This window comes from Bifidobacterium olomucense (assembly GCF_012932375.1).
Taxonomy (GTDB): Bacteria; Actinomycetota; Actinomycetes; order Actinomycetales; family Bifidobacteriaceae; genus Bifidobacterium; species Bifidobacterium olomucense.
In genome coordinates this window covers 40,019-54,124 of the sequence record NZ_JAAIIG010000011.1, presented here as the reverse complement: position 1 = coordinate 54,124, position 14,106 = coordinate 40,019, and the positions used below count along the sequence as shown (strand labels likewise).

The following is a 14,106-nucleotide window of genomic DNA, read 5'->3' as shown; positions in this document are numbered from 1 at the left end:
GTCAGTCCAGCGGCAGCGTGGACTCGCGCTGGATGAGGCGGCAGGGCATGTAGTCCGTACCGTGATGGGGGTTGCCGTCGATGGCGTCCATCAGGTAGCGGGCGGCGCGGCGGCCGATGAGTTCGGTTTCGTTGTCGATCGAGGTCAGTGCAGGACGTGAGCTTTTGGTGAGTACGTCCCAGTTGTCGTGTCCGATTACGGCCACGTCGTCCGGGATACGCAGCCCATGCTGCTTGAGTACGTCAATGCAGCCGCGGGCCAACTGATCGCTCTGGCAGACTACGGCATCGAACTTGACGCCCTGATCGAGCAGCAGACGGGTGGCTGCGCGGCCCCAGCCTTCGTCCCACTTGCCGTAGCGAATTGGCCCGGCCGGCTCGATGCCCAGTTCGGACAACGCCTCAAGCGCGCCTTTGGTGCGGTCGGTGGCGGCGGTGTAGGTTTCGTCGCCGCCGATGATGGCGATATGCCGGCGGCCGCAGGAGATGAGATGGTTGACGGCCATACGCCCGGCGTCCACGTTGTCGCAGGTCACGGAACAATCGTCGGCATCGGTGGAGGGGCCGTAGACGTAGACCAGCGGCACGCCCCAGTCTCGGCCGAGCGAAGGTCGGGGGTTGGTTTCTCGCTGTACGATCAGCAGTCCGTCTACCTTCAGCGAGAGCAGCTTCTCCACATGCTGGCGTTCGAGGGCCGCATCGCCGCGGGCGTTGGCCAGCAGTACGGATGTGGATTGTGCGCGCAGCTCGTTTTCCGCGCCAATGAGAATAGGTGTGGAGAATCGGCCTTGCAGGTCGGAAGTGACCAGGCCGATGAGTCCGGATGTGCCGCGGACCAACGATTGGGCCAGTTTGTTGGGGGAGTAGTTGAGTTGACGGGCGGCGTCCAGCACGCGCTGCTTGGTCTCTTCGCTGATGCGAGGTTTGTTATGCAGTGCCTTGGAGGCGGTGGCCAGTGAAACGCCGGCCAGCGCTGCGACATCCTCAAGTCGCGCCGAACGTCCGGTAGGTGCCTGAGCCATCATCATGCCTCGATTCCTCGTTGTACTGCTGTCACTTCAGCGCGCGTGGGGTATTCGCCGTGCGCTGGTTCGGGGCATTCCAAGAATACCGGATGCGCCGTGTAAGGCCAGTCGTGCGGCGAGGTGCCGTTCAAGTACATCGCTGTGCTGCATTGCGTGCTGTATTGCATTGTAGCGCAGAGTGCGAAAACTTTTCGCAAAGTGTGTTGTTGGGGTGTTGTTTATAACGAAACGATAACAGAAATGTTTGGTTTTACAAGAAATGAATGAAAGCGTTTGGTTTCTGTAAGGTTTTGTTTGCATTGTGGGACACGCCGATAAAACGTTGGAAAGAAGCCGATTTACGACGTCAGAATCTGGAGGGCTGCTGTGTTGAACCCGTTCGATATGCGAAAGAAAGCGAAAATGCGAAAGCGTTTTTGCAAAAACGGCCAAGTTCGTTTATATTGAGAAAAGGCTTTCGCAGAGTTTCGTTCTACCGAGGAGGATGGAACGGATGAGCGAAGGACCGGAGGCGGAAACTCCGCCACCGCCTCTCAGAGATGAGCGGAACATTTTAGAGAAAGAAGCGATTATGTCCTTCAACAAGGTCACTCGTGCACTCGCCGGCATCGCTGCCGCCGCAATGCTGATCCCGCTGGCCGCCTGCGGCGGTTCCGGCAACAGTGGCACCGCATCCACCGAAGGCATCCCGGCCAAGGGTACCGACGACGGTACCGAAATCACCCTGTGGACCCGTTCCCCGCTGGAGCGCCAGGCCAAGAACGTAGTTGAGGCCTACAACAAGAGCCACAAGAACCAAGTCAAGCTGGAGATCATCCCGAACGACGATATGGAAGGCAAGGTCGGTGGCGCTTCGCAGACCGACTCCCTGCCTGACCTCCTCGCCGGCGATGTGGTTCGTATTCCGTACTGGTCCTCCGAAGGCATTTTCGCCGACCTCACCAAGCAGATCGACGGACTTGACAACCTCAAGGATCTTCAGCAGGGCCACATCGAAGCCGGCACGGTGGACGGCGTCAAGCACACGCTGCCGTTCATCACCGATGTTTCCGTGATGGTTTGGAACAAGAACCTCTACAAGGAGGCCGGCCTCGACCCGGAGCAGGGCCCGAAGTCCATTGACGAGTTCGTCGAGCAGGCCAAGAAGGTCGCCGCTCTGAACAAGACCGACGTCGCCGGCTCCTACCTTGCCGGCCAGTCCGGTGGCGCACTGGTCTTCGACCTTTTCCCGTCCGTCTGGGCCGATGGCGAGTCCGTCATGAACGATGACGGCACCGAGGCCACCCTGAACAACGACTCCATGAAGGCCGTCCTGGACGCCTACAAGGAGCTGGCCAACACCACCAACGGCCTTGGCGCAGGCTCCAAGGAAGAGACCGGTGCAACTTGGACCGCTCCGTTCGCCAACGGCAAGATCGGTGTGATGCCGTACCCGAACACCGCCACCACCGCGCTGTTCGAAGCTGAGAAGGATGGCGGCTTCGAGGTCGGCGTGGCCCCGATCCCGGGCACCAAGGAAGGCTCGTCCTCCACGTTCCTCGGTGGCGACGCCATGGGCATCTCCAAGGACTCCAAGCATGTCGCTCAGGCCTGGAACTTCCTCTACTGGCTGATGCAGGCCGACACCCAGAAGGAGGTCTTCGCCGATCAGGGCGACACCGCCTCCAACGTCGAGACCCTGAAGACCGCCTACAACGACGCCGATCCTCGCATCCAGACCATCAACTCCGTGATCATCGACGGCAACGGCAAGACCCCGAAGTCCGCAGCCTTCAACGAGGCCTTCAACGCCGCCGGCTCCCCGTGGCAGCTGCTCGTCCAGAACGCCGTCTGGGGCAGCGGTGACCTGAAGTCCGACAACCAGGCTGTGACCGACGTGCTGTCCGCCCAGTGATTCGGCTGAATCGCATCCAACAATCATCAATAAATAATCAATAAATAACTGAACAACGGTTCCTCTCGACCCGCTTCAGGCGAGATTGAGGGGAACCGTCACCCACAATCACCAGTGTTGGTTTTCTGACTGTGGTCTGCTGCCAAGGTCGATTCCGGTTTCCTGTAGTACTCTCCTTCCTTTCTCCTTCACAGGAATCGGCCTTGATAACGGATTGCATTCACCTTCCATCATGCGAATCGCATCCGAATTATCGATCAACGTCCGATCGTTTGATTCCAACCATTTCCCACAAAGGAGTGAAACATGTCGAGTGTTTCCAAGTCCGCCGCGGCCGTGCCTGAGCACAAGTCCACGGCAAAGGCCCAGGCATTCCGGCGCGGCATCCTGTACGCGCTGCCTGACTGGGTGATGATCATTGTGCTGTTCTTCGTGCCGATCGTCCTGCTCGTCGTCATGGCCTGCTCCCGCTGGAGCCTATTGGGCGGCAACAGCGGCACCAATTTCCCGGACAACTTCACCAAGGTATTCCAGCACAAGCTGTTCTGGCCGTCGATCGGGTTCACACTTGAGTACACCGTGATCGTGACGATCTTCCTGCTGGTGCTGGGCCTCGGCATGGCGCTGATCGTGCAGGAATCCACCAAGTGGAACAACGTGCTGAGGACCTGCTTCCTGCTGCCGTCCGCGACCGGCCTTGCCTCCGCGTCCCTGCTGTTCTACGCGCTCTACTCGCCGCAGGTCGGACCTGTGACCAAGATGCTGTCCGCGCTGGGATTGATGCAGGACGGCGGCTCAGTGCTCGCCACCGGACAGTCCGCGCTGTGGGCCACGATTATCGTCATCGTCTGGCGGTTCTCCGGCTATTACATGCTGCTCATGATGATCGGTCTGCAAGCCATCCCCGGCGATCTGTACGAAGCCGCCCGTATGGACGGTGCCGGCACTTGGCGCATCTTCCGCTCCATCACCCTGCCGCTGATGAAGCCCACCATCGTGATGTGCCTGGTCTACTGTGTGACCGGCTCCATCCTCGCCTTCGATCAGTTCTTCATTCTGACCAAGGGTGGCCCGAACAACTCCACCATGACCGTGGTGCAACTCATCTACAACTTCGCCTTCGATTCCAAGAAGGACCTCGGCATGGCCGCGGCGCTCTCGCTGATCGTGCTCATCGCCCTGGTGATCATCAACTCCATCCAGATGCGCGGCATGCGCGACAACACCAAGTGAGAAAGGGGAGGTAATTCATTATGACTACCCCATTGTGGAAGCGCGTCATCGCTCGTGTGCTCGAAGGCCTATTGGCCCTGATCTTCATCAGCCCGCTGATTTGGGTGGTGATCTGCTCCTTCAGCCCGCAGCCGGGTTCCGCCCAGTCCAAAGGCTGGGGCGTGGCCAACTACCTGACCTTGTTCGGCTATCAGGAAGGTCTGCCGAAGTACCTGTTCAACTCCATCGTCGTCTCGCTGGTCGCCGTGGTGTTCTCCGTGGTGGTGTGCACCTTGGCCGGTTACTCCTTCTCCCGCTTTGATTACCCGGGCCGTAACCTCGGCTTTATGGTGACCCTGTCCATCCTGATGGTGCCGTACGCATCCCTGCTGATCCCGCTGATGGTGTGGTTCAAGGACATCGGCCTGAACGATACGTTGCTTGGTGTGGGCCTGGTGATTACGCTGTTCCAGCTGCCGATGAGCACCTTCATCATGCGCAACGCGTTCGACGCCATCCCGAAGGATATGGAAGAGGCCGCCATGGTCGACGGCTGCAACTCCTTCCAGGCACTGTTCAAGATCCTTGTCCCGGTGGTGAAGCCGTCCATGGTGACCGTTGGCCTGCTGGCTTTCCTCGAGGCATGGAATAACTTCATGATTCCGCTGTACTTGAGCTCCTCCGCCAAATCCACCCTGCCGCTCGCGATGGTGAACATGCGTCAGCAGACCATGGGCGTCATCGACTACGGTGCCACCGAAGCCGGCGTCGTGGTCCTGCTCATCCCCTGCGCCATCCTCTTCCTCGCTCTGCAAAAGTACTACGTCAAGGGCTTCATGGCGGGCGCGGTCAAGGGCTGAGCTTGGCTCAGCCCTGATATGGGAAGCCCGGTGGGCTTCCCATAGCGTCCGCCTGAGCGAGGCGGTAGCCGAGCGAAGGTGATATTGAGCCTCGCCGCAGGCGAGTCCGTAATTGCAGGGCCGAAGGCGGAGCCGTGAAGGACTTGACTGCTCATACAACTCCAAACTTTCATCACAAGAACTTGTGAAAGGTTAATCATGAAAGTAACGATTACCTCCCCATTCTGGAAGCAGCGTCGCGACCAGGTTGTCGAATCGGTGATTCCGTACCAGTGGGGCGTGATGAACGACGAAATCGATACCGTCGTTCCGGACGACCCCGCCGGCAATCAGCTCTCCGATAACAAAAGTCATGCGGTCGCCAACCTGAAGGTTGCGGCCGGCGAACTTGACGACGAATTCCACGGCATGGTGTTCCAAGATTCCGATGTCTATAAGTGGCTGGAGGAGGCCGCCTACGCGCTGGCCTACCATCCGGACCCGGAACTGCGGGCCTTGTGCGACAAGACCGTGGATCTTATCGCACGCGCACAGCAGGAAGACGGTTATCTGGACACCCCGTACCAGATCAAGTCCGGCGTCTGGGCTGATCGTCCGCGCTTCAGCCTTATCCAGCAGAGCCATGAGATGTATGTGATGGGCCACTACATCGAGGCTGCCGTGGCCTACCATCAGGTCACCGGCAACGAGCAGGCTTTGGACGTGGCCCGTCGTATGGCCGACTGCCTCGACGCGAACTTCGGTCCCGAGGAAGGCAAGATTCACGGAGCCGACGGTCATCCGGAAATCGAGCTGGCTCTCGCCAAGCTGTATGAGGAGACCCATGAGGAGCGCTATCTCAAGCTCGCCCTCTACCTCATCGACGTGCGCGGCCGGGATCCCGAGTTCTACGCCAAGCAGCTCAAAGCCATGCACGGCGACAACATCTTCCCGGACCTCGGCTTCTACAAACCCACCTACTTCCAGGCTGCGCAACCCGTACGTAGCCAACAGACCGCCGACGGCCATGCCGTGCGCGTCGGCTACCTGTGCACCGGCGTGGCGCATGTCGGCCGTCTGCTTGGCGACGAGGACCTCATCGCCACGGCCAAGCGTTTCTGGAAGAACATCGTCACCAAGCGTATGTACGTGACCGGTGCCATCGGCTCCACTCACGTGGGCGAGTCGTTCACCTACGACTACGATCTGCCGAACGACACAATGTACGGCGAGACTTGCGCCGCCGTGTCCATGAGCATGTTCGCCCAGCAGATGCTCGACATCGAAGCCAAGGGCGAATACGCTGATGTGCTGGAGAAGGAGCTGTTCAACGGCTCCATCGCCGGCATCTCCTTGGACGGCAAGCAGTACTACTACGTCAACGCTTTGGAATCCACTCCGGACGGACTGGCGAATCCGGACCGTCACCATGTGCTCTCGCATCGCGTGGATTGGTTCGGCTGCGCCTGCTGTCCGGCGAATATCGCACGACTCATCGCCTCCGTGGATCGTTACATCTACACCGAGCGCGATGGCGGCGCGACCGTGCTGAGCCATCAGTTCATCGCCAACACCGCATCGTTCGATTCCGGCCTGAGCGTTGAACAACGTTCCGACTTCCCGTGGAGTGGCCATGTGGAGTACACGGTGGGGCTGCCGACTTCCGCGGCGCTGAGCTCGGTACGTTTCGGTTTGCGCATCCCCGGCTGGTCGCTGGGCTCCTACGCGCTGACCGTGAACGGCAAGCCTGCCACCGCCGAGGTCGAGGACGGATTCGTGTATCTGGTGATCAACGCCGGTGACACGTTGGAGATCGCACTTGATCTGGACATGTCCGTGAAGTTTGTGCGCGCCAACTCCCGTGTGCGTTCCGACGCCGGTCAGGTGGCCGTGATGCGCGGTCCGCTGGTCTACTGCGCTGAGCAGACGGACAATCCCGGCGACCTGTGGAACTATCGTCTGGCCGATGGCGTGCGTGCCGCTGATGCCAAGACCGAGTTCAAGGCTGATTTGCTGGGTGGCGTGGAGACGATTGCGCTGTCTGCCGTGCGCATGAGCGAAGACGCAGAGGATGCGCCGTTATATGCTCCGGCCGATGACGATGAGGTTGCCTGTGAGCCTGCAACATTGACGCTGGTGCCGTACTACTCATGGGCAAACCGCGAAGTAGGACAGATGCGCGTGTGGCTACGCCGTTAAGCGAAAAACCCGGTGGGCTTTTCGCAGGCGTAGCCTGAGCGAGGCGATAGTCCGAGTGAAGGTCGGATTGAGTCTCGCGCGTCAGCGCGAGTCGGTTGTCGCGGGGCCGGAGGAACGCCGTTAAGCGAAAAGCCCGGTGGGCTTTTCGTAGGCGTAGCCTGAGCGAGGCGATACAAACAAATAGGAGCCTTCCGTGAACGTTCACGGAAGGCCCTCGCATATCCGGGGTAAGATGGGGTCTCGATTCAGCGGGGAGAACACTATGACGGCTTATATGGACCACAAGGATCTCGCGAACGAGGTCATTGATCAGGCGCGCGCACAGGAGATTGCGGACGGCGTGCATAAGGTATTGGATCGCATCGCACAGGCAGAGGCGTCGGCTGGCCGTGAGCCCGGTTCGGTCAAACTGCTGGCGGCCACCAAAACCCGTGATGTGGGCGAGATCATGGCCGCGATCGACGCCGGCATCCATATGATCGGGGAGAATCGTCCGCAAGAGGTCACGGTGAAGGCACCGGGGTTGACGCGTCTGCTGGCCGAGCGTGGCATTGCGTTGGGTGTCGGCGGCGACGATGCAGTGGCGGCGGCCGGTCATGCGGTTGCCGAAGTGGCGGACCATATCCCGTTCCATCTCATCGGCCAGCTCCAGTCCAATAAAATCGGCAAGGTGCTGCCGGTGGTGAACACCATCGAATCCGTGGACTCGATTGAGCTGGCGGAGAAGATCGCTCGCCGAGCCACCATGCATGGCATCACCGTGGGCGTGCTGCTGGAGGTCAACGAGTCCGGCGAGGAATCCAAGTCCGGCTGCGCGCCGAGCCACGCCATCGATTTGGCCCAGCGCATTGGCGCCATGGGCGGTCTTGAATTGCAGGGTCTTATGACTATCGGTGCCCATGTGGACGATGAGCGCACTATCCGCGAAGGATTCGCCCATCTGCGCCGCACGCGCGACCAGATTCTGGCCTCGGGGGCTGAAGGTACCGCCAACTGCAAGGAGTTGTCGATGGGGATGACTCAGGACATGGCCTACGCCATCGAGGAGGGGTCCACCATTGTGCGCGTCGGTACCGCTATCTTCGGCGCGCGTGCGTTTATCTGAGGTTTGCGTGGCTTGAGTGCTGCCCGGGAACGTTGGGGCACATTGAATTGCGTTGACTCGCAGCGTACCATGCCGGATCGCGTTGGATAATGCCAGATTTGGATGTATCTCGCTTATAAGGGGTTGATTTCCGCGGTGGGGAACACCTATCTGCGTTACAAGGGGCGGTTCGTTTGCCGCGTTCCTCACTCCGTGCGTCCTATGCCAACGAGATTTGGCCCTTGTAAGGGCATATTCACTTGAGGAACAGCCCCTCGTAACGCGGATAGGTGTTTCGGTAACCGGTGTATCAACCCCTTGTAAGCGATTTAGGCGAGAGTCTGCACTCTCACAAGCGGTCTGCGGTCTTTTTGTTGTTACGACAGCAACAAAAAAATGCCGCCAAGCTGAACTCTTGGCGGCATTGTCATCACACAATTGCGTGCGATCACGCGTAGATGTTGCGCGGACGCATATCCTCCGGCAGGCCTTCCAGCAGAATGGCCACGGATCCTTCCTCGAATACGGAACGAATGCCGGCGGCCAGCAGGGGTGCCACGGACAGCACCGTCATATTCGGCAGACGCTTGGATTCAGGAATCGGGACCGTGTCCATGAAGACGATTTCATGCGCGCCGCAGCCCTTGAGCCGCTCCACGGCCGGACCGGAGAGCAGACCGTGGGTGGCCACAAGCGTCACCGACTTGGCACCGGACTCGTTCAGAGTACGCACGGCCTCGCAGATGGTGCCGGCGGTGTCGACCATATCGTCGATGACCACGCAGTCGCGTCCGTTCACGTCGCCGATAATGCCATGCGCCTCGGCATGGTTCGGTCGGGTGATGTCACGCTGCTTGTGGATGAAGGCCAGCGGCAGATTGCCGAGCTTGGCAGCCCACTGCTCGGATACTTTGATGCGGCCGGCATCCGGGGAAACGATGGTGGTGTTGCTCAGATCGAGTGCAGTGCGCACGTAATCGAGCAGCACCGGCATGGCGGTCAGATGATCGACCGGGCCGTCGAAGAAGCCCTGCTCCTGGGCGGCGTGCAAATCAACCGTCATAATGCGGTCTGCGCCCGCGGCGCGGAACAGGTCGAAGATCAGGCGGGCGGTGATGGGCTCGCGGCCGCGGTGCTTCTTGTCTTGACGGGAATAACCAAGGAACGGTGCCACCACCGTAATGGAGCGTGCAGAAGCGCGCTTCAAGGCATCGATCATGATGAGCTGTTCCATGATCCACTTGTTGATGTCCTCCGCGTGGCATTGCAGCACAAACACATCTGCACCGCGCACCGGTTCGGTGAACCGTACGTACATCTCCCCGTTGGCAAAGTCGTATGACGTGGTCTCCAGGATTTCCGTTCCCAGACATTCGGCCACTTTCTGAGCCAGCTCGGGGTAGGCACGGCCCGTGACCAGAACGAGTCGTTTATCCGGAGTGCCTTCAAGAATCGCCGACATGCGTTCGCATCCTTTTTCAGTCGCTGTGTTGATTTACGCCTTACCCAGTGTACAAGCACCCCGCCGCAGACGGTGCCGCGGCGGGGTGCTTGTGTGTTATGGACGTCGGTATGTCGAGGAGGCCGATCGTTTGGCCGTCTCAATTCCGCCGACGTTTATCGGTAAGCGGGATCAGTACGAGCTGCTGCCCAGGTCCACGGTCACCTTGCCATCCTTGATGGTGAAGTTGCCGTTTGCCGAGAAGTAGTTCCAGTCGTCCTCGGACTCCCAGCCGTCGTAGTAGTGGTACTCGTACTTCACGGTCACCTTGCCGTCGTAGTCGGTATCGTAGCTACCGTCCGAAAGCGAGATGTAGTTCACCTCAGGATAGGTGTCGATGGACCAGGAGAAGTTGCGGTACTTCTGGGAGTTGTAGGTGGAGTAGCTGAACGGGCAGCCGGACGGTTCGGCCTCGGTGGACTCGGCGCATTCGTCCAGCTTGGCGTCCACCGCATCCTGGATGGCGGAGGTCAGCTTGTCCGTGGGCTGAACGTCCAAGGTGCCGCTGTTGCCGTCATTGGTGTTGACGGACACGGTCTTGGCGCTGTAGAAGTCGGACTTCGGTACGCCGACCTTGTAGATGCCCGGGTACACCTTGAGCTGGTAGGTGCCACTGTCCTCGGCGTCGTTGTTCGTCGCGTTCTTGGCGGTCACCTTCACACCGTTGACGGTGATGCCGTCGGGAGCGTCGGAGGCGTAGACCGAAATGGTCTTGACCAGCGGCTCGGCAACGGTCCAGTTCTTGAAGATCAGGAACTTGCTGCCGTTGGCCACCATCTTGATCGAATCGGTGGAGACCTCCTTGCCGTTCAGCGTGTAGGTGAGCTGAGCGGTGACGGTGCCGTCGGAGTTGTTGGTGGTCTGGGAGATGCGCGCATTGGTGATGCGTGTGTTCTCGCCGGTGGAGGCCTTGGAGGTCAGCAGCACGCTCTGGGCGGCGTCCACATGCGGGTTGGCGATGGAGCTGGCCTTGTCGTAGTCACCCGAGGCGATGGCTGCAACATAGTTGTTGGCCACGCTCTTCGCGCTGAAGAGCGAAGAGGACAGCACGCCGTAGACGATGCCGAACACCACCAGAAGACCGGCGATCGCGCCGCCGATGATGAAGTACTTCTTCTGCTGGTCGGTCATGGCCGTGGTTCCGGCGCCGGGAGCGGCCATCGGAGCCGCGCCGGGAGCCGTGGGAGCCGCCATCGGGGCGGCGGGGGCACCGGGAACGCCGGGAGCTGCCGGCGCAGCCGGAGCGCCGGGTGCAGCCGGAGCCGCGCCGGCAGACGGCGCGTTGGTGCCGCCGGCGTATGGCTGGGCGGTCACTCCGGCGGACGGAGCGCCCCAAGTGGGCCACTTGCCGAACATGCCATCGCTGGCATGGATGTAGTCGACCACCTGCTGCGGAGTGGTGCGGACGGTTCCGCCCACGAGCACGGGCCAGAAGCCCGGCATGGAAACCACCATGGTCGGGCCGAAGGTCAGCGCCACGACTTCGACCAGGAATGCCCAAATGCCCATGACCAGGAAGTACCACAGGGCAGGTCCGATGGACATGGTGTGAGACATGGTGTAACGCTCGGAAAGCGGCTCAAACAGCAGGCTGGCGATCAGCCAGAACACCATCACGGCCACCGGGGACTTCCAGCTGTGAATCCAGCCCATGTAGGCGCGATCGTAGAGATTGCGGGCAGAGGTGCGCAGCGCCACCACGAACGTGACCAGCACGAACGCGACGAACAGCAGCCAGATCGGCCACACGGTCATGTTGAGGTTCACGCTGAACAGGCTGGCATCCTGAGGAAGCTGGCCGGACTGCGATATGGTCATGGCGCCGAACGTGGCCCACGTGAAGTAGAAGCTGCCGAGCATCATCAGCGTGACGGGGAAGGTCAGGATCATGATGCCCTCTCCGCCGGAGAAGGCGGTGACGAACAGGGCCACCAAGCCGGCAAGGAGGAACAGCGCCAGCTGGAAGGCCAGTACGGCGGTCACGGTGCGGACGAAGCCGCGCACGCGATGAGCCCACTGCCAGGCCGCGCCGAACACGGTCTTGGAATCGGGGGCGTACTGGGCCAGTGCGTAGCCGGCCAGCGCGCCGAGGGCGGAGAGCAGATAGGCCATGAAGAAGGTGCGGATCGTAGCGCCGGAGTACTTGGCCACGATGGTGGAGCCGTCGGCGATCGGTGCCGCCGCGATGGCCGCGAGCAGTGTGATCACCACTGCCGGCAGCAGTGCGGTGATGAAGCCGGAGATCAGTCCGGTGTACTTGAAGCGGGTGCTCTTGGCGCGTGCGAACATGTATGCGCCGAAGGCGGTGCCCACCAGCAGCGCCACGCCGGTCAGACCCAGCGGGAAGGAGGTCATGTTGGAGGCGTCCAGGCTGGTGTAGCTCGTGTCGATGATGCCGTAATGCAGACCGCCACCCAAGCCCATGGCCAAGGCCAGGAACAGGAAGTGGAAGAAATTGATGCCGTTGCCGGAGACGAACATGCCGTTGAGGGCCTGACCGATCGAAGAATCGGAGGTCACCGAGAACGACGACGAATTGTAGGAGTTCATCGCGATGGCCGGGAACAGCGACAAAACGAGCGCTGCGCCGAAGCCGATGGCGGCTGCGATGCCGATGGTCTGCATGTTCGACGCGCTGAACAGCTCCTTGGCCAACGGGCTGGCGGCAACAGGCTGTGCCGGGCCGGGCTGTGCCGGAGCTCCCGGAACCGGGCCGGGCTGACCTGCGGGAGCCGCGCCTGCGGCAGGCTGCACAGGAGTCGGAGCCGGGGCGGCGGGAGCGCCACCCGGCATCGGAATCGAGGCCGTGGGCGCAGGTGTTGGGGCCGCGGAAGGATTAGGAGTAGGTACGGGCTGTGCCGGGGCAGTCGTTGCCGCCGGAGCAGAGCCAATCCGACCACCGCAAGCTGCGCAGAACTGCGCACCCTCGCGGACGGTCGCACCACAGTTAGGACAGAACATAAGTCCCCCTTCTTGGTATTTTCTTCTTTCACGCTCCATCATACGAGCAAACGCATCCTAAATGTCGAGTTTGTAGTCATAAATGGGGCGGCCTGTTTGTCGCGGCTCCAACCACGCGATGCATCGTGTCCCGCCCTATATATAGGCTGTTCAAGTTGCCCGAAGAGCAGCACATGGTGTGAGGAGTGCGTTTTTTGCGCATAATTCGGCCGATTGCTGGGAGGGCACACGCATACACACTCCTGCCACGGAAGGTCCGTGGCCGATAGTCCGAAGGAGGTGGGTGATGTCTGCGCACAAGTACGAACTGATGTTCATCGCCGATCCTGAGCTGGATGAGCGCGGTCTGAAGAAGCTGACCGAGCAGTATCTGGAACTCGTCACCAAGGAAGGCGGTTCTTACGATGAGCCCGATTACTGGGGCCGTCGCAAGCTCGCCTATGAGATTGCCGGTAAGACCGAGGGCAACTACGTCGTCGTGAAGTACACCGCCGAGCCCGCTACCAGCGATGAGCTCGACCGCGTGCTCAACCTCAACGAATCCGTGATCCGTACGAAGATCCTTCGTAAGGGCTGAATTCAAAGCGTTTAGTCAGCTGAACAGCTGGTATTCAAGGCATTAGGCACAAGCAAGGTATAAGAAGGACCGTCATGGCAGGCGAAACCGTCATTACCATCGTGGGCAACCTCACCGCGGACCCCGAGCTGCGAACCATCGGCAGCGGGGCTACCGTGGCAAGCTTCACGATTGCTTCCACTCCGCGTAACTGGAACCGTCAGACCAATCAGTTCGAAGATGGTCAGGCGCTGTTCATGCGTTGCTCGGCGTGGCGAGATTTGGCCGATCACTGCGCTCAGTCCCTGAAGAAGGGCATGCGTGTGATCGCCACCGGTCGTCTGCAACAGCGTTCCTATCAGGCTCAGGACGGTTCCCAGCGAACCGTCGTTGAGCTGCAGCTCGATGAGATTGGCCCTTCCCTGCGTTATGCCACCGCACAGGTGTCCCGTACGTCGTCCGGTCAGGGCGGTTTCCAGGGGCGCAATAACGGCGGATTCCAGAGCGGTCAGGCCAATCAGGGCTATGGCAATGCTCCGGCCGCTCAGAACGGTGGATACAACGGTGGCCAGGGCGGTTACAACGGTGGGTATCAGGGTGGCGCTGGCTATTCCCAGCAGCCCGCCCAGACCACACCGTCCGCGCCTGCAGCCGATCCATGGAGCAACGCCGGCGCATCCGATGGCGGCAGCTTTGCGACGTTCGGCGCCTCCTCCGACTTTGGCGGAGACGACAACGATCCGGAATTCTGATCCATCGTGCGATCATTGTGATCGCGTGCCGATGCTGAACCTGTCTGCAACCTGCTGATCAGCAGCAATCATCATATTTACTTT

The 14,106-nt window shown here is 60.5% G+C and carries 10 protein-coding genes; 7 read left to right on the top strand and 3 right to left on the bottom strand.

Going from position 1 to position 14,106, the window contains the following annotated elements; genetic code table 11:
* Window position 1: 1 nt before the first annotated feature.
* A complete protein-coding gene (locus tag G1C97_RS10060) occupies window positions 2-1,024 on the bottom strand; it encodes a LacI family DNA-binding transcriptional regulator (RefSeq protein WP_205832614.1) in 1,023 nt (340 codons plus the stop codon).
* A 568-nt stretch (window positions 1,025-1,592) separates the two neighbouring features.
* On the opposite strand from G1C97_RS10060, the gene G1C97_RS10055 reads away from it, so the two are divergent.
* The 5 genes from G1C97_RS10055 to G1C97_RS10035 all read left to right on the top strand — a co-directional run bounded on the left by G1C97_RS10055 (window position 1,593) and on the right by G1C97_RS10035 (window position 8,273).
* On the top strand, window positions 1,593-2,918 hold the full coding sequence (locus G1C97_RS10055) for an ABC transporter substrate-binding protein (RefSeq protein WP_169241648.1): 1,326 nt from the start codon (window positions 1,593-1,595) through the stop codon (window positions 2,916-2,918).
* 306 nt (window positions 2,919-3,224) lie between these two features.
* A complete protein-coding gene (locus G1C97_RS10050; RefSeq protein WP_169241637.1) occupies window positions 3,225-4,151 on the top strand; it encodes a carbohydrate ABC transporter permease in 927 nt (308 codons plus the stop codon).
* 20 nt (window positions 4,152-4,171) lie between these two features.
* Entirely contained in the window at window positions 4,172-4,990 is an 819-nt protein-coding gene (locus G1C97_RS10045) for a carbohydrate ABC transporter permease (protein WP_169241636.1), read from the top strand.
* A 198-nt stretch (window positions 4,991-5,188) separates the two neighbouring features.
* Window positions 5,189-7,168 (top strand): glycoside hydrolase family 127 protein, encoded by a 1,980-nt coding sequence (locus G1C97_RS10040; protein ID WP_169241635.1) that lies wholly within the window; start codon window positions 5,189-5,191, stop codon window positions 7,166-7,168.
* Between the two features lie 262 nt (window positions 7,169-7,430).
* Window positions 7,431-8,273, top strand: a complete 843-nt coding sequence (locus G1C97_RS10035) for a YggS family pyridoxal phosphate-dependent enzyme (protein WP_169241634.1) — start codon at window positions 7,431-7,433, stop codon at window positions 8,271-8,273.
* Window positions 8,274-8,700: 427 nt separating this feature from the next.
* Here G1C97_RS10035 and G1C97_RS10030 read toward each other — a convergent pair whose 3' ends face one another.
* Together G1C97_RS10030 and G1C97_RS12130 are read right to left on the bottom strand one after the other, a co-directional pair.
* Entirely contained in the window at window positions 8,701-9,714 is a 1,014-nt protein-coding gene (locus G1C97_RS10030) for a ribose-phosphate diphosphokinase (RefSeq protein WP_169241633.1), read from the bottom strand.
* Between the two features lie 171 nt (window positions 9,715-9,885).
* Window positions 9,886-12,714 carry a zinc ribbon domain-containing protein gene (locus G1C97_RS12130; protein ID WP_205832609.1) on the bottom strand — a complete coding sequence of 943 codons (2,829 nt, stop codon included), beginning with the start codon at window positions 12,712-12,714 and terminating at the stop codon, window positions 9,886-9,888.
* A gap of 286 nt (window positions 12,715-13,000) precedes the next feature.
* Here G1C97_RS12130 and rpsF point away from each other — a divergent pair, with 286 nt between their 5' ends.
* Both rpsF and G1C97_RS10005 read left to right on the top strand, forming a co-directional pair.
* Window positions 13,001-13,291 carry a 30S ribosomal protein S6 gene (gene rpsF, locus G1C97_RS10010; RefSeq protein WP_100496500.1) on the top strand — a complete coding sequence of 97 codons (291 nt, stop codon included), beginning with the start codon at window positions 13,001-13,003 and terminating at the stop codon, window positions 13,289-13,291.
* A 74-nt stretch (window positions 13,292-13,365) separates the two neighbouring features.
* Complete coding sequence (locus G1C97_RS10005; RefSeq protein WP_169241632.1) at window positions 13,366-14,022, top strand: single-stranded DNA-binding protein; 657 nt, start codon at window positions 13,366-13,368, stop codon at window positions 14,020-14,022.
* Window positions 14,023-14,106 lie beyond the last annotated feature (84 nt).

Excerpts from the sequence above, each read along its gene's own strand:
- G1C97_RS10035 (WP_169241634.1), top strand. The coding sequence starts at position 7,431 with ATGACGGCTTATATGGACCACAAGGATCTCGCGAACGAGGTCATTGAT.
- G1C97_RS10040 (WP_169241635.1), top strand. The coding sequence starts at position 5,189 with ATGAAAGTAACGATTACCTCCCCATTCTGGAAGCAGCGTCGCGACCAG.
- G1C97_RS10060 (WP_205832614.1), bottom strand. The coding sequence starts at position 1,024 with ATGATGGCTCAGGCACCTACCGGACGTTCGGCGCGACTTGAGGATGTC.
- G1C97_RS10050 (WP_169241637.1), top strand. The coding sequence starts at position 3,225 with ATGTCGAGTGTTTCCAAGTCCGCCGCGGCCGTGCCTGAGCACAAGTCC.
- G1C97_RS10030 (WP_169241633.1), bottom strand. The coding sequence starts at position 9,714 with ATGTCGGCGATTCTTGAAGGCACTCCGGATAAACGACTCGTTCTGGTC.
- G1C97_RS10045 (WP_169241636.1), top strand. The coding sequence starts at position 4,172 with ATGACTACCCCATTGTGGAAGCGCGTCATCGCTCGTGTGCTCGAAGGC.
- rpsF (WP_100496500.1), top strand. The coding sequence starts at position 13,001 with ATGTCTGCGCACAAGTACGAACTGATGTTCATCGCCGATCCTGAGCTG.
- G1C97_RS10005 (WP_169241632.1), top strand. The coding sequence starts at position 13,366 with ATGGCAGGCGAAACCGTCATTACCATCGTGGGCAACCTCACCGCGGAC.
- G1C97_RS12130 (WP_205832609.1), bottom strand. The coding sequence starts at position 12,714 with ATGTTCTGTCCTAACTGTGGTGCGACCGTCCGCGAGGGTGCGCAGTTC.